This window comes from Sphingomonas sp. BL2, from assembly GCF_056680015.1.
Map to the genome: position 1 here is coordinate 2,151,081 of NZ_CM155261.1, position 24,763 is coordinate 2,175,843.

Below are 24,763 nucleotides of genomic sequence, written 5' to 3' on the forward strand. Positions count from 1 at the left end.
TTCTACCACCCCGGCGTAGGCCGGGGCCCAATTGGGATGGTAGATGTAATTGAGCGAAACGCCGGCCACTCAGCGTTTCGTAACTGGACCCCGGCCTACGCCGGGGTGGAGGAAACGAGAAAATGGCAACCGAAGTCACCGTCCCCGTCCTGGGTGAATCGATCACCGAAGCCACCCTCGGCGAGTGGCTGAAGCAGCCCGGCGACCCCGTCGCGGTCGACGAGCCGATCGCCAGCCTCGAGACCGACAAGGTCTCGGTCGAGGTCCCGTCGCCGGTCGCCGGCGTCATGGGCCAGCACGCCGTCGCCGTCGGCGACACCGTGCAGGTCGGCGCGATGCTCGCCACGATCGACTCCGGGGACGGTGCCGCCGCTGCTCCGGCCCCCGCTACCGCAAAGGCTCCCGAGCCCGCCGCGACCGCAACGCCGTCCGCGCCCGCCAAGGACGAGTCCGGCGCAGGCTATGGCGACCAGCCCGGCGCCGGCACCAGCGACTCGCCCGCCGCGCTCTCCCCGTCGGTCCGCCGCGCGGTGCTCGAGCACGGCGTCGACCCCGGCACCGTCAAGGGCACCGGCCGCGACGGTCGCATCACCAAGGAAGACGTGACCGCCGCCGCATCGAGCAAGCCAGCGCCTGCTCCCGCCGCAGCGCCCGCACCGGCAGCAGCCCCCGCCGCCGCATCGGGGCGCGGCGAAGAGCGCGTCCGCATGACGCGCCTCCGCCAGACGATCGCCAAGCGCCTCAAGGAAGCGCAGAACACGGCGGCCATGCTGACGACGTTCAACGACGTCGACATGACCGCGGTGATCGAGGCGCGCGCCAAGTACAAGGACCTGTTCGAGAAGAAGCACGGCGTCCGCCTCGGCTTCATGGGCTTCTTCGTGAAGGCCGCGACGATGGCGCTGCGCGACATCCCGTCGGTCAACGCGTCGATCGACGGCGACGACATCGTCTATCACGATTACGCCGACATCTCGGTCGCGGTCTCGTCGCCGGGCGGCCTCGTCGTTCCCGTGATCCGCGATGCCGACCAGATGTCGGTCGCGACGATCGAGAAGACGATCGGCGACTTCGGCAAGCGCGCCAAGGAAGGCGCGCTCAAGATGGACGAGATGAAGGGCGGCACCTTCACGATCTCGAACGGCGGCGTGTTCGGTTCGCTGATGTCGACCCCGATCATCAACCCGCCGCAGTCCGCCGTGCTCGGCCTTCACCGCATCGAGGAGCGCCCGGTCGTCGTCAACGGCCAGATCGTCATCCGCCCGATGATGTACCTCGCACTCAGCTACGACCACCGCCTGATCGACGGCCGCGAAGCCGTGACGTTCCTGGTGGCGCTGAAAAATGCTATCGAGGATCCGACCCGTATCCTGATCGACCTGTGAGGTAGCGATGAACTGGCGCGACCATATCCATTCGGACCCCGAAATCCTGGGCGGCAAGCCCGTGGTGAAGGGTACGCGGATATCGGTCGAGCTGATTCTCGAATATTTCGAAGACGGCGCAAGCATCACCGATGTTCTCGCCGCCTTCGATCACATCACCGAGGAAGACGTCCGTGCAGCGATCGCGTTCGCGCGAGACCTGCTGGTCGACTCGACGGTCGCGGCGCAGCGCAAAGCGGCCTGACGGGTGCATCTGCTCGCCGACGAAAACCAGCATCCGGTTGTCGTCGCGCGATTGCGAAGTGCTGGTCACGCCGTCGAATGGATCCGGGAAACATCGCGCGGCGCGAAGGATCCGGAGATACTGGCGCGCGACGATATCGCGACGTTGATATTGGTCACCGACGACCGCGACTTCAGCGACCTGATCTTCAACCGTGGTTACCCCGCGCCCCGTGCGATACTATATAATCGACTGAACCGCGTGCATCCGGATGCCATCGCCGACCGCCTGATCGCAGTGTTGGCCGGTGGTGGCTTCGAAGGCCACATCACAACGATAACCAAGGACGGCGAACGCAGTAAGCCGTTCCCCGCTGGAGCATAACATGGCTGACTACGACTATGACGTCCTCGTGATCGGTGCGGGCCCCGGCGGTTACGTCGCGGCGATCCGTGCAGCGCAGCTCGGCCTGCGCACCGCCTGTGCCGAGTCCCGCGAGACGCTCGGCGGCACCTGTCTCAACGTCGGCTGCATCCCGTCCAAGGCGCTGCTCCACGCCTCCGAGATCTACGAGGAGGCCAAGGGCGGCCACCTCACCAAGTTCGGCATCGACTTCCAGGGCGTCACGCTGAACCTCGACCAGATGCACGCCGAGAAGGCCAAGGCCGTCAAGGAACTGACCGGCGGCGTCGAATTCCTGTTCAAGAAGAACAAGGTGACCTGGCTCAAGGGCAAGGCCGCGTTCCAGGACGCGCACACCGTCGACGTGAACGGCCAGAAGGTCACCGCGAAGAACATCGTCATCGCCACCGGCTCCAGCGTGATGCCGCTTCCCGGCGTGGAGGTCGACCAGACGACCGTCGTCGACAGCACTGGCGCGCTCGCACTGCCGAAGGTCCCCGAGCACATGGTCGTCATCGGCGGCGGCGTGATCGGTCTCGAACTGGGCAGCGTCTGGCGTCGCCTCGGCGCGAAGGTCACCGTCGTCGAGTTCGTCGATCAGATCCTCCCCGGCTTCGATGGCGAAGTCCGTCGCGAGACCGCCAAGCTCTTCAAGAAGCAGGGCATGGAGCTGAAGCTCTCGACCAAGGTCACCGGCGTGACCGTCGACAACGGCGTCGCGACCGTCACCGTCGAGCCCGCCGCGGGTGGTGCATCCGAGACGTTGACCGCCGACGCGGTGCTCGTCTCGATCGGGCGCAAGGCCAACGTCGACGGCCTCAACCTCGAAGCCATCGGCCTCGAACTCAACAAGCGTGGCCAGATCGAAACCGATCACTCGTTCCGCACCAAGGTCGACGGCGTCTGGGCGATCGGCGACTGCATCCCCGGCCTGATGCTCGCGCACAAGGCCGAGGACGAGGGCGTCGCGGTCGCGGAAAACATCGCCGGCCAGACCGGCATCGTCAACGAGGACGTCATCCCGAGCGTCGTCTACACGATGCCCGAGATCGCCGGCGTCGGCCTTACCGAAGAGGCGGCGCGCGACAAGACCGCCGAATCTGGTGGCATCAAGGTCGGCAAGTTCCCGTTCGCCGCCAACAGCCGCGCCAAGACCAACCGCGACACCGATGGCTTCGTGAAGATCATCGCCGACGCCAAGACCGACCGAGTCCTCGGCGTCTGGATCGTCTCGAGCCTCGCGGGCACGCTGATCGCCGAAGCCGCCATCGCGATGGAATTCGGCGCGACCAGCGAAGACATCGCCTACACGTGTCATGCGCATCCGACGCATGCCGAGGCGATCAAGGAAGCGGCGATGGCTGTGCAAGGCAAGCCCATCCATATCTAGCAAGTGCTAGATATGGATCCAAAGGGCGTGCCCGGCCGGCGGCGCTCCAGCGCCGTCCGACGACAGGGGTTTTGCCCCTGTCCGGCCAAGCAGGGCTTCGCATCTGCGAGTGAAGTAAGTTCGAGAGGGCGTCGGTGGCAATCCACCGGCGCCCTCTCTCCGTTGCAGCGCGAAAGTTGAGGGCGAAGGCAAAGGGGCAAAGGTTAAGTTCGATCGGGGAGATGGATATCAGGGGGATGGATGTTGCCGCAGTTCGCTAGTTCGCCCCACGCCCCAGGCCCCGTCCACCCGCACCCCCCATCCGTCATCCCGGCGAACGCCGGGACCCACGGTTACGTTGGCCCCAGCGATATCACGCTAGCATGACCCGGTTCGCGACCATGGGACCTGACGTCCGCCGGAATGACGGGGGGAGGGAACGCGACAACTGGGCGCAATCTGGAGTGGCGTGCACGAAACTCCCGTCAACGCCGGTCAAGCCAGAGCCACTCCGCCCCAAACGATACCGCCCGCCTCCCTGTTCTCCCGCGAAAGCGGGAGCCCAGTCTGGGTCCCCGCCTTCGCGGGGAAACATTCTTGGCACACCCACCGCATCCGCCCTCGGCATCGCCTATCGCCTGGGTACCGCCCCGCCCCTCATCGCCACCCGCGCACAACCCCCAACCCACCCCAACCCAAAACCTGCAAACTTCCGCCCCCGCCCCCCAACCGGAACCAATCCTTAGCAAAGCCAACCTATTAGTCCGCGCAATGAACGAACAAGCAGGTCTCCGTGGCGCTCGATCTCTCTACTCTCTACGTCGTCGCAGGCCTTGGCATGCTGGTCGCCGGGTTTATCCACCTCATCCCCCTCGCGACCGGTCGGTTCGGATCATGGGCAGGCTTATGGGGCGCCGGCCACCTGATCGCGGGGTGCGGCGCACTGATGGCGGTGCTCAACGATCGGATCGGCCTCCCCTGGGCGCCCAGCATCGGCAACCCCGCGGTGGTGATGGGCTATGCGCTGATCGCCGGCGCGGTCGTGAAGTTCAGTCGCCCCGACGCGCGCCTGACGTCGTTGCTGGGAATCGCCGCGGTCCTTGGCCTGCCCCTCTGGTTCACGCACGACCCGGCGCATTTCCACCTCCGCGTCGCCTATCTCAGCGTCATCCGCGCCGGGTTCGACCTCGTCGTGGTGATCGTCGCCATCCGTCTCGCGCGCCGTGACTCGCTACAGACCGGCTGGATCGTCGCCGCGCTGTTCGCGGTCACCATACCGATGTTCCTCGGCCGCGCCTGGCTCGCTTACGGCGACCGCATCGGCACGCAGTTGACCGGCCGTCACGACGATCTCGGCGCATGGCTCGCGGCCGGCCAGATCGCCTTCATCATCTTCCGCGCCTTCTCGCTCCTGATCCTCCAGGCCGAGCGCGGCCAGAACCTGCTGCTCGATCAGATGGAGCGCGACTGGCTCACCGGTGCGTTCAACCGCGCCGGCCTGGACCGCATCGCGCAGACCTTCGCCAGCCGCCATGCGCCGCGCATGTTGACGGTGATGATGCTCGATCTGGATCGCTTCAAGACGCTCAACGACACGCTCGGCCACGCCGCCGGCGACGCCGCACTCCGCAGCTTTGCAGAGATCGCCCACGACACCGTCGGCCGACAAGGCCACCTGATCCGTTGGGGCGGTGACGAGTTCGTCTGCGTGCTGCCCGACATCCCGGCGGCGCAGGCGACCATGATCGGCAACCGTATCGCCACCCGGTTTGCGCAGGCTATGGCACCGCGCATGGCCACGCATGGCACGCTCGGCGTCAGCATCGGCGTCGTCGAAGGCGAGCCCGACACGCCGATCGTCGACCTCATCGCAGGCGCCGACCGCGCGATGTACCTCGCTAAGGGCGACCGCCGCCAACCCGCCATCTACATAAAGGCAGCCTGAGCCGCCGGACCGCAACGCCACGCGCGGCGTCGCGGCCCTGCACACTCAAGCGGCAGGCGGGTCCTTCTTCGCGGTCGGCTTGCCGAACCCGACGAACAATCGCTCCAACCCCACCGTAACCGAGTCCAGCACCTTGGCGAATTCCGGCGGCAGCGCGTTCGTCTCGCTCCGTGGCGGCTCCCGCGTCTCCCCGGCAAACGGACCATTGCCCTGCGGCTTGGTCGACTCCGTCGCCACGTCCGGCTCGACCTTCGACGCTGCAGGCTCAGCCTGTGCCGAGGGCGAGGCAGGGGAAGGCGGGGCAGGGGGCGTCGGCGGCGTAGGCGGCGTAGGCCGAGCGCTCGACTTCGCATCATGCTTCGAGATCGCCGTCGCCGCGGCCATCAGCCCCGCCGCGATCATCTGCCGTCCGACCGGCGTCCCCATCTGTCGCGCGATAGTCGCAGCGATCCCCGCGAACGGCGCCCCGCCGTCATGCTTGCGACCCTCGTGCTTCCGGCCCTCATGCTTGTGCGCATTATGCGCGTGTCCGTCATGGGCATGGCCTTCATGGCCCTCATGCCCAGCACCCGAGTGCCCCTGAGCCGCCGCCATCTCGGCCTCGCGCTCGCGCCGCTTCCGCTCGTCCTTCTTCTTGCCCATGTCGTCCTCTGTGCCATTCCGCGTCTGTGTGTACGAACAAGATAATACACCGATACCGGAGTGCAACCCCGGCGCCTTCGCCCCGTCCAACCGCGACGGTCGCTCAGTTGCCGGACCAGGCGCCCGGCAATCGCCACGTCACCTTTTGCGTCGCGTGGCTGACCATCGGCTTGCCGTCGAAGCCAAGCGCGGGCGTGTAGCGCGCATGCCGCATGATCGCGCTACAGGCCGCCTTGTCGAGTTCGACCTCGCCGCTCGTCACCACGGGCCGGCAATCGGCAACCCGCCCATCGAGGCCGATCGTCCACAGGACCGTCGACGTCCCCTGCGCACCCTTGCCCACGATCGTCCTCGGGTAATCGTCGGGTCCGATCCAGTATTCGGGCCGCGTCGTCGCCTTGGCAGGCTGGGCGATCTTCGCGCGTTCGGTCGGGTCGATGCCCCACTGCTTGGCCGTCGAATCATTGCATTTGGCCAGGGCCTCGAACGCCGCCTCCGCACTTGGCATCGCGAACGCCCAGCCCGACATCTTGTCCGGGGCGATGCGCAGGACGGCATCGGCGGGCAGCGTTTCGAACAGCGTGGCATCGACCTGCATGCGCGTCATCCGCTTGCCCGAAGCCTGGGTCGGATAACTCTCGTACCGGCTGTCATCCGATCCCCCGCCGACTATGCCGATCTTCGCCTGCCCCAGCCGCATCGTTACGCTACGATCATTGGTGTAGACCATCAGCTCGAGCGTCGATGCCAGCGGCAGCCGACGCAGCGCGAGAATCGTCTCCGCCTTGCCCGTGCCATAGGTGCGGCCGAGCATGCAGGCGGTCGCGCCATAATCGACGTTCCACTTGCCCGCCGGCGTCAACGGCACGGCCGCGGTCGGCTCGGCCAGCGCAGCGGCGGCGGCCAGCGCCAGCATCAGCGGCATCCGGAAATACTCGTCATCGCATCATCCCCTTGCACCCCGTCACGTTCGCCGGTTCTCTGAAATCCGCCGCCCGGTTGCAAGCCGCATCGACGCCTAGATCACCCGTTGCGCAATCGATCGTCCCGGATGAACTGGCACCCGGCCTCATGCATTCCTATCTCTCCCACTAGTCTCCCGATCAGAACAGAAGTAGAACCAGCCTCATGCTGACCAAGATTTCCGTACGCGGCGCGCGCGAGCACAACCTCAAGGACGTCGACATCGACATCCCCCGCGACACGCTCACGGTGATCACCGGCCTCTCGGGCTCGGGCAAGTCGAGCCTCGCCTTCGACACGATCTACGCCGAGGGCCAGCGCCGCTACGTCGAGAGCCTGTCCGCCTACGCCCGCCAGTTCCTCGAACTGATGCAGAAGCCCGATGTCGACCACATCGAGGGCCTCTCGCCCGCGATCTCGATCGAGCAGAAGACGACGTCGCGCAACCCGCGCTCGACCGTCGCCACCGTCACCGAAATCTACGACTATATGCGCCTGTTATGGGCGCGCGTCGGCATCCCGTATTCGCCCGCGACCGGAGAACCCATCGCCGCGCAGACCGTCAGCCAGATGGTCGACCGCGTCATGGCGCTCCCCGAGGGCACGCGCCTGTACCTGCTCGCCCCCGTCGTTCGCGGCCGTAAGGGTGAGTACCGCAAGGAACTCGCCGAGTGGCAGAAGGCGGGCTTCGCGCGCGTCCGCATCGACGGCACGATCCACGACATCGACGAAGCCCCCGCGCTCGACAAGAAGTACAAGCACGATATCGAAGTTGTCGTCGACCGCCTCGTCGTCGGCGGCGAGATCGCCACGCGCCTCGCAGAGTCGTTCGAAACCGCGCTGAAACTCGCCGACGGCCTCGCTTATGTCGACCCCGCCGACCCGGTCGAGCCGCACACCCCCAAGTCGGAAATCCTCGGCAACAACGCCCCCGACGGCCGCATCGTCTTTAGCGAAAAATTCGCCTGCCCGGTCAGCGGCTTCACCATCTCCGAGATCGAGCCGCGCCTGTTTTCGTTCAACGCCCCGCAAGGCGCGTGCCCGGCCTGCGACGGCCTCGGCGAGAAACTGCTGTTCGACGAAGACCTCGTCGTCCCCAACCACATGCTCAGCATCAAGAAGGGCGCGGTCGTCCCCTGGGCGAAATCCAACCCACCGTCGCCTTATTACATGCAGGTCCTCGGCAGCCTCGCGCGCGAGTTCAAGTTCGACATCGAGACCCCCTGGTCCGACCTCCCGCCGGAGGTCCAGAGCACCATCCTGCACGGCTCGAAGGGCAAGCCCGTCACGCTCACCTTCATCGACGGCAAGAAGAAATACGACGTCTCGAAGCCGTTCGAGGGCGTCATCGGCAACCTCAATCGCCGCATGCTCCAGACCGACTCGGCCTGGATGCGCGAGGAACTGAGCAAGTACCAGTCCGCCGCCCCCTGCGAAGTCTGCGGCGGCGCGCGCCTGAAACCTGAAGCGCTCGCGGTCAAGATCGCGATGAAGGACATCTCCTACGCCACGCATCTCTCGGTAGTCGACGCGCTCCAGTTCTTCACCGACATGCCGCAGCACCTCGGCGACCAGCAGAACGCGATCGCCGAACGCATCCTCAAGGAGATCGTCGAGCGCTTGGGCTTCCTTAACAATGTCGGCCTGGATTACCTCAACCTCGACCGCACCAGCGGCACGCTCTCAGGCGGCGAGTCCCAGCGCATCCGCCTCGCGAGCCAGATCGGCAGCGGCCTGTCCGGCGTGCTCTACGTCCTCGACGAGCCCTCGATCGGCCTGCACCAGCGCGACAACGACATGCTCCTCAAGACGCTCCGCCGTCTGCGCGATCTCGGCAACACCGTGCTCGTCGTCGAGCATGACGAGGACGCGATCCGCACCGCCGACTACATCATCGACATGGGCCCCGGCGCCGGCGTCCGCGGCGGCCAGGTCGTCGCGCAGGGCACGCTGAAGCAGATCCTCAAGTCGAAGGGCAGCATCACCGCCGACTATCTCAACGGCACGCGCGAGGTGCCGGTCCCAACCACGCGACGGAAAGGCAACGGCAAGAAGCTCACCGTCCACAACGCGGTCGCCAACAACCTGCGCGGGGTCACCGCCAGCCTGCCGCTCGGCACCTTCACCTGCATCACCGGCGTCTCCGGTTCGGGCAAGTCGAGCTTCACGATCGACACGCTCTACGCCGCCGCCGCACGCGAGCTGAACGGCGCGCGCATCGTCCAGGGCAAGCACGACAAGATCACCGGCCTCCAGTATCTCGACAAGGTCATCGACATAGACCAGTCGCCGATCGGCCGCACCCCGCGCAGCAACCCCGCCACCTATACCGGCAGCTTCACGCAGATTCGCGACTGGTTCGCCGGCCTGCCGGAATCGCAGGCGCGCGGCTACAAGCCCGGCCGCTTCAGCTTCAACGTCAAGGGCGGCCGCTGCGAGGCGTGCCAGGGCGACGGCGTGCTCAAGATCGAGATGCACTTCCTCCCCGACGTCTACGTCACCTGCGACGTCTGTCACGGCGCGCGCTACAATCGCGAGACGCTCGAGGTGAAGTTCAAGGGCCATTCGATCGCCGACGTGCTCGACATGACGGTCGAGGATGCCGCCGAGTTCTTCAAGGCGGTCCCCCCGATCCGCGACAAGATGGCGATGCTGGTCGAGGTCGGCCTCGGCTACGTCAAGGTCGGCCAGCAGGCGACGACGCTCTCGGGCGGCGAAGCGCAACGCGTCAAGCTCGCCAAGGAACTCTCGCGCCGCGCCACCGGCAACACGCTCTACATCCTCGACGAACCCACCACCGGGCTCCATTTCGAGGACGTGCGCAAACTGCTCGAAGTCCTCCACGCGCTGGTCGAGCAAGGCAACACGGTCGTCGTGATCGAACACAATCTCGACGTCATCAAGACCGCCGACTGGGTCCTCGACTTAGGGCCAGAAGGCGGCGTCAAGGGCGGCGAGATCGTCGCGGAGGGCACGCCGGAGAAGGTGGCGAAGGCGAAGGGCAGCTTTACGGGGAAGTATTTGGCGCCGTTGCTGGAGAAGCGCGGAACCGCTACGATGGTTGCTACATAATAGAAGTGGGGAGCTTTGAATGGCTGACGAGGGGCAAGTAGCACGGAAAGTCTTCTTCTATCGGATAGAGCATTTCTCAGACATCAAGGCTCTGCTTCCCGAGACGGCTAGCCAAATTGGCCGTTTAGAATTTCACGATCAAGGCCGATATCAACAGGACCTATCTGAGAATGTGCTGCTGTCAGTTTACCCAGATACCGTCAGCTATCCAATCAAGCTCAGGTTCGGCAGAACGAGGAGAGACATGTTGCCGGATGTTGAGAAGGACGGTGTGCTAGGGACACTTTCCCTCGATGATAACGCGGGTCTGATCGACGTCGGCCACATTGTGATATTTGACGATGGGCATGTTGCCGTTGAGTCGAACAGAGATGCCCCAAAAATTAGCAAGCTCGGCGATTATCTCTTTCTGAAGGGGCAAAACCTCCCAACATCGCCAAAATTCCTTGCCCTTTTTGAGAGGGATATCGTTGAGGTCTTGGAAGATTTAGATCGTGTTCGACTCATCGAACTCGATATCCCACCGGATATGAGTGAGCTTATCCGCACTGCCGACAACCATCTTGCAGATGCAATAAAATCGGCTGAGCGCGCGGGAAGCAGTGAGAAGGTTGTGTTGGACCTTGTTGCAAATTCGTCTTCTGAGGCACGTCTCAAAATACTGGCTCGCAGACTAGCTCAGTTGGTTAAAGGCAACCCGTCTGAAAGGCATAGATTTAACTCCCTCAGGGTTAGCGGCTTCTCTGACGGATCGAAACCTCGAAAATTTGTTGATATTCTTGAGGAAAAGCTTGTTTCCGTAGAGATATTTGCTAGAAAATCTGCAAAATCGAGAAGCCTAAATAGTGACGAGGCGTTCCGGGTCATTGAACGTGCATACGACGCAAAAAAATCTAGGCTCTCTGCCGCTGCCGCCGGGAACCCATTGTGGGACTAGGTTTCTATCTTAACAATAGGCGCCCAATAGATCTGGCCCTATCGTTAGCGGTAGTAGTTTTGTGTCTTTATTTTCCGGAAAAATGGTCTCCCTTCTGCTGGGTTGTTCAAGGCGACATATCGACGGTATGCTTGTCGCTGTTCGGAACAGCCGCAACGCTGCTTGGCTTCGTCATCGCTGCTGCGACATTTTTGGCTGCTCATGTTCGGGCCGACGAATTCAGTATTCTTAGAAATTCCACGTCGTTTTTGCAGCTTATTGAGATATTCGGATCTGCGGTATGGCGGTTAGCATTTATGATGATAGCGTCGATAATTGCATCTAGGTGTCAAGGGCAATTCTTGCAGGCCGCCAACATAATCACACTGTTTTCGTCGTGTTATGCAGGTCCCGCTCTTATTATGCTTATTTGGGCGACGATGAGCATTCTCAAAATTCGGCCGTCCAGTCGTCGTTGATCTTGTCGATTTGATGCTAGTAGAAGAAACTTTAGTTTTAAGCTTTAGGCAGGTAACATATCGACATGCCCGCGTTAACACCCATCGAGTCGGAGTTTGCGACCAGCGAGGACGCAGCCGCGTATGATGCGTGGTTTCGCGACAAGGTTCAACGTGCGATGACGTCGGGCAGGCCCAGCATTCCACACGCTGAAGTTATGGCAATGGCACAGTCGATCCTCGACAAACACAAGCCACGTTGACGCTTCCGCTCGTCTGGACGGACGATGCGACGGGCGACCTATTGAACATTCTTGATTATATCGGCGCGCGGAATTTCGCGGCCGCGGAGCGGCTGAACGCCGCGATTATGCATGCGGCGGAGAACCTGCCCGACCACCCTTACATCTACCGCTCCGGAAGGCTGGCCGGAACCCGTGAGGCGGTGGTCCATCCAAACTACCTGCTGGTCTACCGCGTTACCGATACGATCGAGATCCTCGCCGTCCTCCACGCTCGCCAGCAATATCCTTGAAGATCTCCAGCCGTCATTGTCGCCCGGACGCATCTCGGTCGCCAGCGCAAAGCGGAACCCCTGCCACCGACCGTCCGTTTCCGAGGCTGCATCAAAGGACATTCCCATGACCAAGCCTCACCCGCACAAGCCCGCCCCCAGCCACAAGCCAAACGCCAAGACGTTCGGCATCAACGCGCTGTCGATCGGGGCCGCGGCGATCGGTCTCGGGGCTGCGTTGCTGGCGGTGTTCCTGCGCTCGAAGGCCAACCCCGCCGAGCATGCCGCGCCCGATCTCGCGCTCGACAAGCCCCGCCCGGGTGCGACCGATCGCGCGCCGGACGCCTTCCGCCCCGATCCCACCGCGGTCCCCACCAACGCCGAGCGCGAGTCGCTCCGCCCCGCCACCGGCCCGGCCCCGTCGTTCGCCGCGGATCGCGGCTCGACGCTCGGCTGAGACGCGTTCCTGATCCTCCCCCGCAAGGGGGAGGTGGCTGGCGCTTGCCAGACGGAGGGGGAGGGGGCGATCACCTTCGTTGCGTGTCCTCCCCCTCCGTCACCTGCGGTGCCACCTCCCCCTGGCGGGGGAGGATCGGAATGGCCCGACGGTGGAAGTTTATCCTGGTGCCGCCCGTGCTTCGTCACGGCTGGCCGGACCGTTGGGTACGTCGAGCCAGTAAGCCTGTTTCCCCGCGAAGGCGGGGATCCAGACTGGGCTCCCGCCTTCGCGGGAGAACAAGGAGGGCGTCAGATCGCGCGCTAACGCGTGTTCGTAATCGATGAGCACTGGTTCCATCACCCACGCCACGCCGTCATCCCCCGTCCGTCATCCTGACGAAAGTCAGGACCCAGAGCCAATAGCGCCATGCCCCGTAACCCTGGGTCCTGACTTTCGTCAGGATGACGAGGGGGCACCGAAACCGCTGTCCTACACACCCCGATCCGGCATACCTGATCGGTCCTCTCTCAGGCGAGGATCGACCATGGCAAACGCACCCCCTCCAGCCGATCCGCGACCCTGCCACTTGGCCAGGCGCGCCGTGCCCGCCCCCAGGCCGCGCTACGAGCCCCCGATCCCCGACCATCTCCCAGACGCGGTCCGCCACGTCATGGCCTGGCAAGCGCATGTCGACGCCGGCCGGATCGGCACCCGCATCCCCGTCTCGCCAGAGATAGCCGCCAACCGCGACCGCTGGACCGCGCTTGCCCGGACCATGCGCAAGTGACCGCCGCTCTCCAGGACCAGGGTGTCGACGCGCCGCCCATCGACTCCTTGACGCGGCAACATCGCCAGCGCATCGATGGCTGGTCCCCCGAGCGCCAGCGCGGCTTTCTAGAACGCATCGCCGAGGGTGCCACCGTCGACGAGGCGACCGCCAGCGTCGGCCTCTCGCCGCGCACCGCGTACAGCCTGCGCCGTCGCGCAGCGGGCGCGGCGTTCGCGCTCGGCTGGGACGCCGCCAAGCTCGTCGCGCGGCCGATCGTCGCCGAGGCGCTGTTCTGCCGCGCGATGGTCGGCCAGATCGAGCGTCTCACGAAGCCCGACGGCGACGTGATCGAACGCCATCGCTTCGACAACCGCCTCGCCATGTCGCTGCTCGCCCGGCTCGATCGCCATGCCGAGGAAAGCGAGACCACCAACGCCGCCGCACGCCTGATTGCGACCGAGTTCGACGCGTTCCTCGACCTCGTCGAGCGCGATGCGGGCCCGGCGCGCGCCGGCCTGTTCCTCGGCGAGCGTGTCCGATCGTCCGACGCAGGGGAGGGGATGGCGCCTATCGTGGCACTCGCCCGCGCGGACCGCTGGCTTCGCAGCAACGCGGGTCTCGCGTCGGAGATCGACGTCGCCGATCTCGATCCCGCCGCCCGCGCCGGCTGGACCGCCGAGCAATGGGCGCGCGCCGAGGCCGCCGGGCTCCTTAGTCTCGCACCCGAACCGGTCGTTAAACCTGTGCCCCCGAAACCTGCGCCCGCGACACCTGCGCCAGCGTCTGCACTTTCTGCACTTCCTGCCGTCGAACCGGGCGGACCCGACGGCGAATGTCCGGTCTGGTGGGACGAGTTCACCAGTGCCTGGCGCACCCGCTTCCCGCCGCTGAGCGACTTCGACGAAGGCAATGGCGGCACTTTCGGCGACGACGGTTACAGCCGCGAATGTTCCCGGGAGGAGGCGATCATCCTCGATGCGCCGTACGACCGAGAGACCGCCGAGCGCGTCGTCGTCGAGGGCGCCGACCGCGACAGCTGGTTCATCGGCTATGCGGTGGGCTGCGGGCTGATCGAGGATGACGCGGTCGATGCGGTCGCCGCGACCGATATGGCGCGCGTCGCGGCGCTGGCCCGTAATTTCGATCCGGATCGCCCGAGAAAGCCTGACCCCGAACCCGGTAACGCCGCTTCGTCCGGCGCCGGTCCCGGCCAGTCGCCCGGCCGGTCGCCCGGCCCGTCGCCCAGCCAATCGCACGCCACACCCAATCTGGCGCCGACGCCTGCGGACGCTGCACCCAAATCCGCCACCGGGCGTTCTCCCGCCATACGCATAGTCAACGGAGTACCCCCATGAGCATCTTCAGCAAGATCAAGTCCGCCATCTTCGGTGAGCACGGCCCGCTCGGCAGCGGCCATTTCGGCACGCCCGCGGCGGCGCCCGCATCGGCGCCCGCGCCCGCGCCGCAGACCACCGCTGCCCAGCCCGCGCCGACGCCCGCCGCACCGACTCCGCAGGCCGCGCCCGCCGCGCCCGCCCAGGCTGTCGACGTCGAAGCCGTCCTCTCTGGTATCGCCTCGAAGAAGGGTTCCGACCTCAACTGGCGCACCTCGATCGTCGACCTGATGAAGCTGCTCGATCTCGATTCGAGCCTCGACAACCGCAAGGAGCTCGCCACGGAGCTCGGCTATACCGGTGCGAAGGACGGCAGCGCGGAGATGAACATGTGGCTGATCAAGGCCGTGATGCGTGAGCTGGCAAAGAACGGCGGCACCGTGCCCGCCAACCTCAAGGATTGACGGTGTTTCGGCGCCGGCAACCAAACCCCGGCGCCGATCATTACGCCTTCAGTATCAACCCACTGAAAGGACACGAAATGCGCGTTGCGATGCTGGGCCTGTTGGCCGCCTCTACCATGGTTGCCGGCTGCGTCGGCGACGGAGGCAGCCGCTACGGCGTCGACCCGCGCTATCGTTCCTACGACTATAATCGTGTCGACCCTGCGTACGGCGGCTACGACGCCGGTCGCTACTACCGCGACGATGCACGGTATCGCGAGCGCCGTCTGTCACGCAACGACCGCGTCTATCGTGGCAATGACGGTCGGTATTATTGCCGCCGCAACGACGGCACCACCGGCCTGATCGTCGGCGGAGTCGCGGGCGGCGTGCTCGGCAACGTCATCGCCCCCGGTGGCTCAGGCTTGCTCGGCACCGTCCTCGGTGCGGCCGGCGGCGCACTTGCCGGACGTGCGGTGGATCGCTCCAGCAACGACACCCGCTGCCGTTAAATCCCTCGACCGGTGTCGAAATATCGGCGCCGGTCGTTTTAAATCATCGTCGTCGGTCGCGGCGGACACGAAAATATTATCTGCGTAAATCGACGCAGTTCTTGACCCATTTTACCGGCAAGATTTGCAATTCCGGCGGTCTTGGCCCATATAGCGCTCAGCTACAGTCGCATATCGACGGTTCTTGGCGCTTTGCGGCACCTTTCTCCTTCTTTCCCTGCTCCGCGGCACGGGTCGCCCGAACGTCGGGTTACTCTCTACTAAGAAGGAGCCACTTCATGGCTATCACCGGAACCGTCAAGTTTTTCAACGCCGACAAGGGCTATGGCTTCATCGCGCCGGATGGCGGCGGCAACGATGCATTCGTGCACATCACCGCGGTTGAGCGCGCCGGCATGCCGACGCTGAACCAGAACCAGCGCGTCACCTACGAGCTCGAGCCCGACAAGCGTGGCAAGCAGTCGGCCGTGAACCTCCAGCCAGCCGATTGATCTCGCTGGCGGATTATTGTCCGCCAACCTGATCTCGGTTGCGATGCGGCGGCCATCATGGTCGCCGCATCACCCCTTTGAAATTTCCCGCAGGAGCGCACCAGCATGGCCGATAATCCAGAATTTTACCGGGCCCGCGCTGATGAAGAGCGTCGCAACGGCGATGCCGCCCTCCTCGACAACGTCCGCGATCGCTGCCGCCGCGCCGAAAAGGCCTGGGACGACATGGCATCGCGCGCAGAGCGCACCCAGATCCTCCGTGCCGCCCGCGAAGCCGCCCCTCCCGGTGGCGAACGCATGATGATCGGCACCCCGTCGATGGTCCCCGCCGAATAGGCCGGATCTCCGAGGCTCGATTTGTTTGAAGGGAAACCCGGGTGCAGCGATGCACCCGGGTTTTTCTTTGTGCCTTTAGACAGGATGGTTCGCGCAGAGGCGCAGAGAGCGCGGAGCTTCTAGCTGAACCGCAGGTGCCCGAAATCAGAGGTGACGTCCGCGACCTAGCCCAGAACGCTTCACCTCCGCGTCCTCTGCGCCTCTGCGCGAACCAACTTCTTCATCTAGCAAGTTGACTGCCAGAGTGTATCCGTTGGACACCGCTGACGCGGGACCTTGGAAGCGGTCGCGGCGACTTATTTCAGCGGCTTACCCGAATCCTTCCACCGGTCGAGTATCTGCGATTCGGGCGGCAGCATGTCGGAGGCAGCCGGTACTGTCGGTGCCTGAGTAGCAGGCTTGGCCTGCGCAACAGTGGCTACCACCGTAGCCGGCACCGGGACGGCGACAGCACCGGCCGTGGCGGCTGCGATCATCTGAGGCGTGGGCGGCACGATCGGTTGCACGGACAGATGCGGCCCAGGCACCGGTTCGCCGCCGGCATAACGCTGATTGAATGCCGCAGACGTGCCCCAATACCCCTTCCACCGATGGAAGAAATGCGCACCGACGACGTCGGTCATCACCATGCTCCGGTTCCACGCAGGCGTCACGGCGTAGGTATGATAGTGCGTCGCCAAACCGACCGGCGCGTAGACATACCCGGCCAGCGCCATACCGGCCGCGCGCGCGGCGCGGACCCATGCGGCACGCGCCGGCACCCGCGTCATCGCGCCGTCGCAGGCGAAGCTGAACTGGCAGCCGGCATGTTCCGAGCCTTGGTACACCACACCACACACCGTTCCCGGGAAGGCAGGATGCCGCGCACGGTTGAGGATGACCTGTGCGACCGCCTGCTGGCCCGCATCGGGCTCGGATGCGGCTTCGTAATAGATCGCCGCAGTGAGGCATTGCAGCGCGCGGTCGCGGTCCAGCGCCGATGCGCTCGTCATCGAGAAGGGCCGTGCGGGAACAATGCCCGCGTCGAGCGTGGCACCGGCCGGTATTGGCAAATCCGGGAGATCGATGGTCCCCGTAACACCCGCCGCAGGAGCGGCGATCTCCTGCTTGGCCAGCGTAGGGGCAGGGGCTGAAACCTTGACCGAAGACGCGGCACTCTTGCGGTCGTTCGCCGCTTCGCGCGCCGACATCGCCCGCAGCGCAGCATGCGCAGAAATCCCGGCGCCGATGATCAGCACCGTGACGACCATCGCCGCCCAGATGCGCTTCATCAACCGAACCGTCTGCAACTTAACGCGCAATCGCTTTCCTCGTACCTGCCTGTCGAGCCGGGCATAGCCGATCTGGCCGGACCGATCGCGCACGGATTCAGGCCGTCCCACCGCGGGACGGACGGTCACCGTAGCAGCGAGCGCTTACCGTAAGGTTGCGGTGTCTAGCTTCAGCGCGGCTTCGGGGATGACCTCGACGTTCGGATAGGCTTTGCGCAGCGGTTCGATGAACTGCTTGGCGTCACCGACCACGACGATGCTCGCCGCCTCCGGATCGAGCAACGCGACCGCCGCGGCTTGTACCGCCGCCGGATCGACGGCGCCCACTGAACCGGTGTAGCGCTGGAGTTCGCCGAGCGGCACGCCGTTCTGGACATAGGCGCCCAGAATCCCGGCAACGCCCGACGTCGTCTCGATCCCGCGCCCGAAATTGCCGACGAGCACGGCCTTGCGCGTGTCGAGTTCTGCGGCGGGCACGGGGGACGTCCCCATCCGCGTCATTTCGGCGGCGATAAGCGTCACTACTTCGGCTGCCGTCGGGTTCTTGGTCTGAGTCCGCGCCGCGACCGTGCCCTGCGTCTTTCCCGCATCAAGTCCGCTGCCCGCGCCGTACGCAAGCCCACGCTTGATCCGGATCTCCTGGTTCAACCGCGACGAGAAGCCGCCGCCCAGGACGGTATTGCCGACCGCGAGCGGATAATAGCGTGCATCCGACCGCGCGATCGCAGGATGCGCAACCACGACGCCCGCCTGACCTGCTTCCGGCATGTCGACGACGATGACACGAGGTTTCGGGTACGTGACCTGCGGCGCGTTGGCGGTTGCCGTGCTGGTCGATTTCCAAGAACCGAACTGCCCCTCCGCCAAAGCCTTGGCGCGCGCCGCGGTGACGTCGCCGACCATGATCAGCGTTGCCTGGCCCGGCTGGAAACTCCGCGCATACGCCGCCGTGATATTGGCCCGCGTAATCGCTTTCAGCGACAGCGGTGTGCCCCCGTTCGGCGCACCATAGGGCGACGCCCCGAGCACGGCGCGATCCGCAACCAGACCCGCGACTTGCGCTGGGTCCTTCAACGCGAGAGTCACCGCATCGACCTGCTGCGTTCGCGCGCGCTCGATCTCCTCGGGCGCAAACGCCGGGTTGATCGCGACATCCGCGAGAATCGCCATCGCCGGCGCAAGCTGGTCCGACTTCACCGTCACGTCGACCGCGGCGCCATCGCTGCCAGCCGAACTGCCGATCGCCCCGCCAAGTCCCTCGACCGCACGCGCGATCTGTGTCGCCGACCGCGTCTTCGTGCCCTTGGTGAGCAGGTTCGCCGACAGGCTGCTGACACCCGCAAGATTTGCCGGATCGGTCGCTGCACCACCGGCGGTCACCAGATACGCCGTGACGATCGGCAGGTCGTGCCGCTCGACCGTCACCAGCCGCATGCCGTTGGCGAGGCGCGTCTCCACAGGCTGCGGGATCGTCGGCGATATCGGCGCGCTTGGCGCTGGCGGCTGGACCCGCTGGCCGTCAGGCGCAGACGTCACGATCTCGATGTTCGCCGGCGCCTTCAGGTCGGCGACCTGCACCGTCGGTGCAACCGTGATCGCATCCGCGACACCGCCCGCAGGCTTGGCCGAAAGCGGCATGTACCGGATCGTCGCCGACTGGTTGTCGCCGAGGTATTTCCGCGCAACCCGCTGGATATCCGCCGCCGTCACCCGCGCGATGGCCGCCAATTGCTTGTCAGCCGCCTGCGGATCGCCGTCGACCAGCACTGCAGACGCCAGCGTGCTCGCCTTGCCCTCGGCGGTCTCGCGCGACTGGATCGACTGGGTCAGGATCTCGTTCTTCGCCTCCGCGAGTTCGGCCGCGGTCACCGGCGCATCGCGGAACCGGGCGACCTCCCGCTTCAACGCAGCCTCGCCCGCCTCGACCGTTTTGCCGCCCGCGAGGATCGCGTAGACGACCATGTTGCCGGTTGCCTGCTTGGTATCCAGAAACGCCTCGGCCGATTGTGCGAGCTGGTCGCGGTACACGACGCTCTCGTACAGCCGCGAACTTTCGCCCGTCGCCAGCACCGCCTTCAGCACCGTCAACGCCGCTATGTCCGCATCGCGGTCGGCCGGCACATGATAGCTGACCAGCACCGCAGGCAGCGGCGTGTTCGGCTCGTACACGGTCCGCGTCACCGCCTTCGTCCGCGTTGGCTCGGCAACCGTCACGCGCGGGATCGCTGCGCTCGGCTTCTTTATCCCCGCGAAATACTGGTCGACCCAGCTGTTCAACTGCGCCGGATCGAAATTGCCCGACACCACCAGGATCGCGTTGTCCGGCCGATAATAGGTCGCATGGAATGCGCGGACGTCGTCGATCCCGGCGGCTTCCAGATTTTCCAGGCTGCCGATCGTCCCACGCGCATAGGGATGCGTCGTATAGGCAAGTGCGGGATAATAGAGCGAGAACAACTTGCCATACGGCCGCGATAGCGTGCTCTGGCGCAGTTCCTCCTTCACCACGTCGCGCTCCGAGCCGAAACTCTTGGGCTCGACGACGAGGCTCGCCATCCGGTCCGCCTCCGCGAACAACAGTCGCTGGAGGTGGTTGGCCGGGATCACCTCGTAATAATTGGTATAGTCGTCGTTGGTCGACGCATTGTTGTAGCCGCCGACATCCTCGGTCAGCCGGTCCATCTGCTCCGACACCAGGTTGCGCGTCGACTTGAACATCAGATGCTCGAACATGTGCGCGAACCCGGACTTGCCCTTGGGATCGTCCTTCGAGCCGACGTCGTACCACACCTGCACCGACACGTTCGGCGTACCGGTATCGCGGATCGCATACACCCGCAGGCCGTTCGGCAGCGTGCGCTCGGTATAGGCGAGCGGCTTTACCGAAACCTGCACCGGGGCAGGTGCGGTCTGCGCCCCCACCGCTACCGGGAAAGAAGCTGCGGTCAGCAGCAAAGCGGAGCGGAGGAGGCGCATCGGGATCCTTACTTGTTGCGGTTCGCGAACAGCACCGCGCCCGCGATCGCCGCGGAGCCGATGCCCACGCCCAGGCCGATCTTCGCAAGCGGCCAGCTCTTGGCCTTCTCCGCGGCGTTGTGCGCGGCGGCTTCGGCCTGCAGCTTCGCCTCCTTCGCGGCGGCGAGGATTTCGTTCGGGGTATCGCTGTCGATCTTGATCGTCACTTGGGCTCTCCTTCACTCTTCCGGGCATACACGCCACGGAAATCATTCGCGAACTGCGTCAGCGTGCCCGAGGCGATCGCCGCCCGCAGATCCGCCATCAGCGTTTCGTAGAACCAGATGTTATGCTCCGTCATGAGCATCGCGCCAAGCATTTCGCCCGACCGTACCAGATGATGCAGATACGCCCGGCCCCAGGTCGCGCAGACCGGGCAGGGGCAGGCGGGATCGAGCGGCCCCATGTCCTCGGCGAACTTCGCATTACGGATGTTGATCGGCCCGGTGCGCGTGAAGGCTTGGCCGGTGCGGCCCGACCTGGTCGGCATCACGCAATCGAACATGTCGATCCCACGCTCGACCGCGCCGACGATGTCGTCCGGCTTGCCGACGCCCATCAGGTAGCGCGGCTTCTCGACCGGCAACTGGTCCGGCGCGAAGTCGAGGCACCCGAACATCGCCTCTTGGCCTTCCCCGACCGCGAGCCCGCCGACCGCATAGCCATCGAAGCCGATATCGATCAGCGCATCCGCCGAAGATTTGCGGAACCCTTCGTTCAACGCGCCCTGCTGGATCCCGAAGATCGCATTGTTCTCGGCATGCTCTTCGCCTGCATCGAACGCGGCGCGCGACCGCTTCGCCCAACGCATTGATCGCTCCATTGCAGCGGCCTGCACTTCACGCGTCGACGTCGTCGGCACAAGTTCGTCGAACGCCATGACGATGTTCGAGCCGAGCAGCCGCTGGATCTCGATCGACCGCTCGGGGCTCAGCAGATGCCGCGTGCCGTCCAGGTGCGACTTGAACGAGACGCCTTCCTCGGACCGCTTGGTCAGGTCCGCGAGGCTCATAACCTGATAGCCGCCGGAATCGGTGAGGATCGGCTTCGACCAGCCCGAGAACGCGTGCAGACCACCCAGCCGCGCGACGCGCTCGGCGCCCGGCCGCAACATCAAATGATAGGTATTGCCGAGGATGATGTCCGCACCCGCACCGACCACGTCGGCGGGCTTCATGCCCTTGACGGTGGCGGCGGTACCGACCGGCATGAACGCCGGCGTGCGGATGTCGCCGCGCTGCATCGCGATGACGCCGGTGCGTGCCTTGCCGTCGGTGGCGGAGATGGTGAAGTCGAAGCGGGGGCAGGTGGTCATACTACTTTTTCTTGCGAATGCCGTAGCGATCGCCGGCCGGCGCGCCGCGGATGGTGATGAGTTCGGCGCGAGTCAGCACGCCATCCTTGTCGCGGTCGAACCGCGTGAAGAACTGCGCGAACCGCGCTTGGAGTTCGGCCAGCGTGATCCGGTTGTCGCCATCGCGATCGACCTCGAACGGGCTTGGCAACGCGTTACGATCGCCGAGCCAAGCCTGCGCCCAGTCGGCAAAGGCAATGTACCCGATCGATCCAGTCGCAGCACCCTCGGCGGTGGCATAGCTCCGCGCGATGCCCGCGGTGAGTTCGGCCTGCGTCACGCGGCCATCACCGTTCGCATCGCACGCGGCGATGAACAGTGCGGCAGGCTCGGCGAATATCGTCGCGGGCGGTTGCGGCGTGCCCGCGGGCGGCGGTGCGGCGGTAATGGCCTGGAGAAGAGCAAGGGCGAGCAGCATGCCGCCCGTCATGGCAGCAGAAGCGAGGCGTCGCCATAGCTGTAGAAGCGATACTTCCCGGCGATCGCATGCGCATACGCCGCCTGCATCCGCTCGCGCCCCATCAGCGCCGACACCAGCATGAACAGGGTCGAGCGCGGCAGATGGAAATTGGTCATCAGCCCGTCGATCCCGCGGAACCGGTATCCCGGCGTGATGAAGATTGCGGTGTCGCCGTCGAACGGGCGGATCACGTCGTCCTCGCCGGTCGCGCTCTCGATCAGCCGCAGCGACGTCGTCCCGACAGCAATCACGCGCCCACCGTTCGCGCGGACCGCGTTGAGGCGATCGGCGGTGGCGGCATCAATCCGCCCCCACTCAGCGTGCATCCTGTGCTCGGTCGTGTCGGTAGCCTTGACCGGGAGGAACGTCCCCGCCCCGACGTGCAGCGTCAGCGTCGCATGCTCGATCCCCGCCGCCTCGAGCGCCGCCATCAACTTCGGCGTGAAGTGCAACGCCGCCGTCGGCGCCGCTACCGCGCCCGGCTCGGACGCGAACATCGTCTGGTAATCGTCCGCGTCGCGTTCGTCGGTCGGGCGCTTGCCAGCGATATACGGGGGCAGGGGCATATGGCCCGCGCGCTCCAGCAGCAGTTCGACCGGTTCGTCGCCGGCGAATACCAGTGCGTAGCTGCCATCATCCTCGCGATTGACCGCCGCCGCGCTGACGCCGTTGCCGAACTCGATCACGTCGCCATCGCGCAACCGCCGCGCGTTGCGAATGAACGCGCGCCACCGCCTTGGCCCCTCGCGCTTGTGCAGCGTCGCGCCGATCTTGGCATCGCCGCGCCGCCCGTCGAGCTGCGCCGGGATCACGCGCGTATCGTTGAACACGAGCATGTCGCCACGCCGCAGCAGCGACGGCAGGTCGGATACGCCTGCATCCTGGGTCGCATTACCTTCGAGCACCAGCATCCGCGCAGCATCGCGCGGCGCCGCGGGGCGGAGCGCGATGTTGTCGGTCGGCAGGTCGAAGTCGAAAAGGTCGACGTTCAACGTGAAGTCACTTCTTTGCAGGAGCCTTCTTTACCGGCGCCTTGCGAGCGGCCGGCGCGAGCTTTGGCTTGGCCGCGTTCGGGCCCGTAGCGGTACCCGGCAACGTCACCGGTGCACCGAGTGCGGGGGCGGGCGGGCCAGCCATATATGCCGGAGGATTATCCGCCGCGATGTACGCATGGACGATCCGCGACGGGTTCGCCGGCGGCTCGCCACGCTCGATCGCGTCGACATACTGCATCCCGTCGAGCACGCGACCGAACACGGTGTACTTCTTGTCGAGGCTCAACCGCGGCTGGAAGACGATGAAGAACTGGCTGTTCGCGCTGTCCTCCTTGTCCGACCGCGCCGCAGAGACGGCACCACGGACGTGCGGCAGGTAGTTGAACTCCGCCTTCACGTCGGGAAGCGTCGAACCGCCGGTGCCGTCGCCCTTGGGATCGCCGCCCTGCGCCATGAAGCCGTCGATCACGCGGTGGAACGCGAGGCCGTCATAGAAATGCTGACGGGTCAGCGTCTTGATCCGCTCGACCATCAGCGGCGCGACGTCGGGCCGAAGCCAGATCGTGACGCGCCCGCCGGTCGACAGATCGAGCAGCAGCAGGTTCTGCGTATCCGTGGTCAGGGGCGGGGTCGCGCGAACGGCAGGCGCCACGACTTCCTTCTTCTGCGCTGCACCAGCCGGTACCGTGACCAGGCACCCGAGCAACGCGAACATTCCGACGAAAAAGCGCATCAAATTCCCACTCGAAAGAGGCCCGGCGCAACCAGGCTGTCGCCACTTAGAGCAAATCCCCGCTTGCGCCAATCTGAACGTGATGGGGCTGCAGACGGCAGTCGCCCAACACGATCCGTCATCCTGACGAAAGTCAGAACCCAGGGTAACCGAGCACCGCCCTTTATAGCTCTGGGTCCTGACTTCCGTCAGGATGACGAAGAAGGTCAGGACCCCTTGCGGCCGATCTTCTCGACCCGAGCGACCACCTCTTCGCGCACCGACTCCGGCACGAACTTCGCGATATTCCCGCCGTACAGCGCGATCTCCTTCACCAGTCGGCTCGCGATCGGCTGCAACGCGACGTCGGCCATCAGGAACACCGTCTCGACGCGCGGATTGATCTGCTGGTTCATCCCCGCCATCTGATACTCGTACTCGAAATCGGCGACCGCACGCAGGCCACGGACGATCACTTTCGCTCCCTGCCGCTCGGCAAAGTCCATCAGCAGCGAATCGAACGCGACCACCTCGATATCGCCATCGACGTCCGCGACCTCGCGGCGCACCGTCGCCATCCGTTCCTCGATCGTGAACATCGGCGACTTCGACGGGTTGGTCGTGACCCCGATCACCAGCCGGTCGACCAGCTTCGCGCCGCGCCGGATGATGTCCATATGCCCCAGCGTGACGGGATCGAACGTCCCAGGGTAAACGCCAATCCGTGCGGTCATGCTTGTCTC

Annotated in this window: 26 protein-coding genes; 16 read left to right on the forward strand and 10 right to left on the reverse strand. The window is 65.2% G+C overall.

Annotated features, from left to right (window positions below):
• Positions 1-122: 122 nt before the first annotated feature.
• The 5 genes from odhB to AC1ME3_RS09990 all read left to right on the forward strand — a co-directional run bounded on the left by odhB (position 123) and on the right by AC1ME3_RS09990 (position 5,324).
• Positions 123-1,385: a 2-oxoglutarate dehydrogenase complex dihydrolipoyllysine-residue succinyltransferase gene (gene odhB / locus AC1ME3_RS09970; protein ID WP_056060656.1), complete on the forward strand. Its 1,263-nt coding sequence runs from the start codon at positions 123-125 to the stop codon at positions 1,383-1,385.
• Between the two features lie 7 nt (positions 1,386-1,392).
• Positions 1,393-1,629 carry a DUF433 domain-containing protein gene (locus AC1ME3_RS09975; protein WP_056060652.1) on the forward strand — a complete coding sequence of 79 codons (237 nt, stop codon included), beginning with the start codon at positions 1,393-1,395 and terminating at the stop codon, positions 1,627-1,629.
• Between the two features lie 3 nt (positions 1,630-1,632).
• Positions 1,633-1,992, forward strand: coding sequence for a DUF5615 family PIN-like protein (locus AC1ME3_RS09980; RefSeq protein WP_480953042.1), 360 nt, complete (start codon positions 1,633-1,635; stop codon positions 1,990-1,992).
• Between the two features lies 1 nt (position 1,993).
• Entirely contained in the window at positions 1,994-3,400 is a 1,407-nt protein-coding gene (gene lpdA, locus AC1ME3_RS09985) for a dihydrolipoyl dehydrogenase (protein ID WP_480953043.1), read from the forward strand.
• A 772-nt stretch (positions 3,401-4,172) separates the two neighbouring features.
• Positions 4,173-5,324, forward strand: coding sequence for a GGDEF domain-containing protein (locus tag AC1ME3_RS09990; protein WP_480953044.1), 1,152 nt, complete (start codon positions 4,173-4,175; stop codon positions 5,322-5,324).
• Positions 5,325-5,369: 45 nt separating this feature from the next.
• Here the strand turns inward: AC1ME3_RS09990 and AC1ME3_RS09995 are convergent, their stop codons facing one another.
• Positions 5,370-5,966 carry a hypothetical protein gene (locus tag AC1ME3_RS09995; RefSeq protein ID WP_480953045.1) on the reverse strand — a complete coding sequence of 199 codons (597 nt, stop codon included), beginning with the start codon at positions 5,964-5,966 and terminating at the stop codon, positions 5,370-5,372.
• 103 nt (positions 5,967-6,069) lie between these two features.
• Positions 6,070-6,891: an energy transducer TonB gene (locus AC1ME3_RS10000; protein ID WP_480953046.1), complete on the reverse strand. Its 822-nt coding sequence runs from the start codon at positions 6,889-6,891 to the stop codon at positions 6,070-6,072.
• 203 nt (positions 6,892-7,094) lie between these two features.
• Here AC1ME3_RS10000 and uvrA point away from each other — a divergent pair, with 203 nt between their 5' ends.
• From uvrA to AC1ME3_RS10055, 11 genes are all read left to right on the forward strand, one after another.
• The gene (gene uvrA, locus AC1ME3_RS10005; protein ID WP_480953047.1) at positions 7,095-10,001 is read left to right on the forward strand and encodes an excinuclease ABC subunit UvrA; all 2,907 of its coding nucleotides are present in this window, start codon (positions 7,095-7,097) and stop codon (positions 9,999-10,001) included.
• Between the two features lie 19 nt (positions 10,002-10,020).
• Complete coding sequence (locus AC1ME3_RS10010; RefSeq protein ID WP_480953048.1) at positions 10,021-10,938, forward strand: hypothetical protein; 918 nt, start codon at positions 10,021-10,023, stop codon at positions 10,936-10,938.
• Positions 10,939-11,461: 523 nt separating this feature from the next.
• Positions 11,462-11,638, forward strand: coding sequence for a type II toxin-antitoxin system RelB family antitoxin (relB, locus tag AC1ME3_RS10015; protein WP_480953049.1), 177 nt, complete (start codon positions 11,462-11,464; stop codon positions 11,636-11,638).
• Positions 11,635-11,910, forward strand: a complete 276-nt coding sequence (locus AC1ME3_RS10020) for a type II toxin-antitoxin system RelE/ParE family toxin (RefSeq protein WP_480953050.1) — start codon at positions 11,635-11,637, stop codon at positions 11,908-11,910. Before relB ends, AC1ME3_RS10020 begins: the two co-directional genes overlap by 4 nt.
• A gap of 106 nt (positions 11,911-12,016) precedes the next feature.
• The gene (locus tag AC1ME3_RS10025) at positions 12,017-12,346 is read left to right on the forward strand and encodes a hypothetical protein (protein WP_480953051.1); all 330 of its coding nucleotides are present in this window, start codon (positions 12,017-12,019) and stop codon (positions 12,344-12,346) included.
• A 526-nt stretch (positions 12,347-12,872) separates the two neighbouring features.
• The gene (locus tag AC1ME3_RS10030) at positions 12,873-13,115 is read left to right on the forward strand and encodes a hypothetical protein (RefSeq protein ID WP_480953052.1); all 243 of its coding nucleotides are present in this window, start codon (positions 12,873-12,875) and stop codon (positions 13,113-13,115) included.
• The gene (locus AC1ME3_RS10035) at positions 13,112-14,452 is read left to right on the forward strand and encodes a hypothetical protein (protein WP_480953053.1); all 1,341 of its coding nucleotides are present in this window, start codon (positions 13,112-13,114) and stop codon (positions 14,450-14,452) included. The genes AC1ME3_RS10030 and AC1ME3_RS10035 overlap by 4 nt, the downstream gene beginning before the upstream one ends.
• Positions 14,449-14,895 (forward strand): DUF3597 domain-containing protein, encoded by a 447-nt coding sequence (locus tag AC1ME3_RS10040; RefSeq protein WP_480953054.1) that lies wholly within the window; start codon positions 14,449-14,451, stop codon positions 14,893-14,895. The genes AC1ME3_RS10035 and AC1ME3_RS10040 overlap by 4 nt, the downstream gene beginning before the upstream one ends.
• Positions 14,896-14,972: 77 nt before the next feature.
• The gene (locus AC1ME3_RS10045) at positions 14,973-15,386 is read left to right on the forward strand and encodes a glycine zipper 2TM domain-containing protein (protein WP_156362209.1); all 414 of its coding nucleotides are present in this window, start codon (positions 14,973-14,975) and stop codon (positions 15,384-15,386) included.
• A gap of 278 nt (positions 15,387-15,664) precedes the next feature.
• Positions 15,665-15,877 carry a cold-shock protein gene (locus tag AC1ME3_RS10050; RefSeq protein ID WP_031394996.1) on the forward strand — a complete coding sequence of 71 codons (213 nt, stop codon included), beginning with the start codon at positions 15,665-15,667 and terminating at the stop codon, positions 15,875-15,877.
• Positions 15,878-15,982: 105 nt separating this feature from the next.
• On the forward strand, positions 15,983-16,213 hold the full coding sequence (locus AC1ME3_RS10055; RefSeq protein WP_056060610.1) for a hypothetical protein: 231 nt from the start codon (positions 15,983-15,985) through the stop codon (positions 16,211-16,213).
• A gap of 296 nt (positions 16,214-16,509) precedes the next feature.
• Here AC1ME3_RS10055 and AC1ME3_RS10060 read toward each other — a convergent pair whose 3' ends face one another.
• From AC1ME3_RS10060 to coaD, 8 genes are all read right to left on the reverse strand, one after another.
• The gene (locus tag AC1ME3_RS10060) at positions 16,510-17,613 is read right to left on the reverse strand and encodes a cell wall hydrolase (RefSeq protein ID WP_480953055.1); all 1,104 of its coding nucleotides are present in this window, start codon (positions 17,611-17,613) and stop codon (positions 16,510-16,512) included.
• Positions 17,614-17,628: 15 nt separating this feature from the next.
• Complete coding sequence (locus AC1ME3_RS10065) at positions 17,629-20,460, reverse strand: M16 family metallopeptidase (protein WP_480953056.1); 2,832 nt, start codon at positions 20,458-20,460, stop codon at positions 17,629-17,631.
• Between the two features lie 8 nt (positions 20,461-20,468).
• Positions 20,469-20,666 (reverse strand): hypothetical protein, encoded by a 198-nt coding sequence (locus AC1ME3_RS10070; RefSeq protein ID WP_197978314.1) that lies wholly within the window; start codon positions 20,664-20,666, stop codon positions 20,469-20,471.
• Positions 20,663-21,814: a tRNA guanosine(34) transglycosylase Tgt gene (gene tgt, locus AC1ME3_RS10075; RefSeq protein WP_480953057.1), complete on the reverse strand. Its 1,152-nt coding sequence runs from the start codon at positions 21,812-21,814 to the stop codon at positions 20,663-20,665. The genes AC1ME3_RS10070 and tgt overlap by 4 nt, the downstream gene beginning before the upstream one ends.
• Before the next feature lies 1 nt (position 21,815).
• Positions 21,816-22,271 carry an EF-hand domain-containing protein gene (locus AC1ME3_RS10080; RefSeq protein ID WP_480953058.1) on the reverse strand — a complete coding sequence of 152 codons (456 nt, stop codon included), beginning with the start codon at positions 22,269-22,271 and terminating at the stop codon, positions 21,816-21,818.
• 8 nt (positions 22,272-22,279) lie between these two features.
• Positions 22,280-23,305, reverse strand: coding sequence for a tRNA preQ1(34) S-adenosylmethionine ribosyltransferase-isomerase QueA (gene queA, locus AC1ME3_RS10085; protein WP_480953059.1), 1,026 nt, complete (start codon positions 23,303-23,305; stop codon positions 22,280-22,282).
• 7 nt (positions 23,306-23,312) lie between these two features.
• Positions 23,313-24,041: a peptidylprolyl isomerase gene (locus AC1ME3_RS10090; protein ID WP_136189377.1), complete on the reverse strand. Its 729-nt coding sequence runs from the start codon at positions 24,039-24,041 to the stop codon at positions 23,313-23,315.
• Between the two features lie 206 nt (positions 24,042-24,247).
• The gene (gene coaD, locus AC1ME3_RS10095) at positions 24,248-24,754 is read right to left on the reverse strand and encodes a pantetheine-phosphate adenylyltransferase (protein WP_056060588.1); all 507 of its coding nucleotides are present in this window, start codon (positions 24,752-24,754) and stop codon (positions 24,248-24,250) included.
• Positions 24,755-24,763 lie beyond the last annotated feature (9 nt).

Excerpts from the sequence above, each read along its gene's own strand:
- odhB (WP_056060656.1), top strand. The coding sequence starts at position 123 with ATGGCAACCGAAGTCACCGTCCCCGTCCTGGGTGAATCGATCACCGAA.
- AC1ME3_RS09975 (WP_056060652.1), top strand. The coding sequence starts at position 1,393 with ATGAACTGGCGCGACCATATCCATTCGGACCCCGAAATCCTGGGCGGC.
- lpdA (WP_480953043.1), top strand. The coding sequence starts at position 1,994 with ATGGCTGACTACGACTATGACGTCCTCGTGATCGGTGCGGGCCCCGGC.
- AC1ME3_RS09995 (WP_480953045.1), bottom strand. The coding sequence starts at position 5,966 with ATGGGCAAGAAGAAGGACGAGCGGAAGCGGCGCGAGCGCGAGGCCGAG.
- AC1ME3_RS10000 (WP_480953046.1), bottom strand. The coding sequence starts at position 6,891 with ATGCCGCTGATGCTGGCGCTGGCCGCCGCCGCTGCGCTGGCCGAGCCG.
- uvrA (WP_480953047.1), top strand. The coding sequence starts at position 7,095 with ATGCTGACCAAGATTTCCGTACGCGGCGCGCGCGAGCACAACCTCAAG.
- AC1ME3_RS10010 (WP_480953048.1), top strand. The coding sequence starts at position 10,021 with ATGGCTGACGAGGGGCAAGTAGCACGGAAAGTCTTCTTCTATCGGATA.
- relB (WP_480953049.1), top strand. The coding sequence starts at position 11,462 with ATGCCCGCGTTAACACCCATCGAGTCGGAGTTTGCGACCAGCGAGGAC.
- AC1ME3_RS10025 (WP_480953051.1), top strand. The coding sequence starts at position 12,017 with ATGACCAAGCCTCACCCGCACAAGCCCGCCCCCAGCCACAAGCCAAAC.
- AC1ME3_RS10030 (WP_480953052.1), top strand. The coding sequence starts at position 12,873 with ATGGCAAACGCACCCCCTCCAGCCGATCCGCGACCCTGCCACTTGGCC.
- AC1ME3_RS10040 (WP_480953054.1), top strand. The coding sequence starts at position 14,449 with ATGAGCATCTTCAGCAAGATCAAGTCCGCCATCTTCGGTGAGCACGGC.
- AC1ME3_RS10045 (WP_156362209.1), top strand. The coding sequence starts at position 14,973 with ATGCGCGTTGCGATGCTGGGCCTGTTGGCCGCCTCTACCATGGTTGCC.
- AC1ME3_RS10050 (WP_031394996.1), top strand. The coding sequence starts at position 15,665 with ATGGCTATCACCGGAACCGTCAAGTTTTTCAACGCCGACAAGGGCTAT.
- AC1ME3_RS10055 (WP_056060610.1), top strand. The coding sequence starts at position 15,983 with ATGGCCGATAATCCAGAATTTTACCGGGCCCGCGCTGATGAAGAGCGT.
- AC1ME3_RS10065 (WP_480953056.1), bottom strand. The coding sequence starts at position 20,460 with ATGCGCCTCCTCCGCTCCGCTTTGCTGCTGACCGCAGCTTCTTTCCCG.
- tgt (WP_480953057.1), bottom strand. The coding sequence starts at position 21,814 with ATGACCACCTGCCCCCGCTTCGACTTCACCATCTCCGCCACCGACGGC.
- AC1ME3_RS10080 (WP_480953058.1), bottom strand. The coding sequence starts at position 22,271 with ATGCTGCTCGCCCTTGCTCTTCTCCAGGCCATTACCGCCGCACCGCCG.
- AC1ME3_RS10090 (WP_136189377.1), bottom strand. The coding sequence starts at position 24,041 with ATGCGCTTTTTCGTCGGAATGTTCGCGTTGCTCGGGTGCCTGGTCACG.
- coaD (WP_056060588.1), bottom strand. The coding sequence starts at position 24,754 with ATGACCGCACGGATTGGCGTTTACCCTGGGACGTTCGATCCCGTCACG.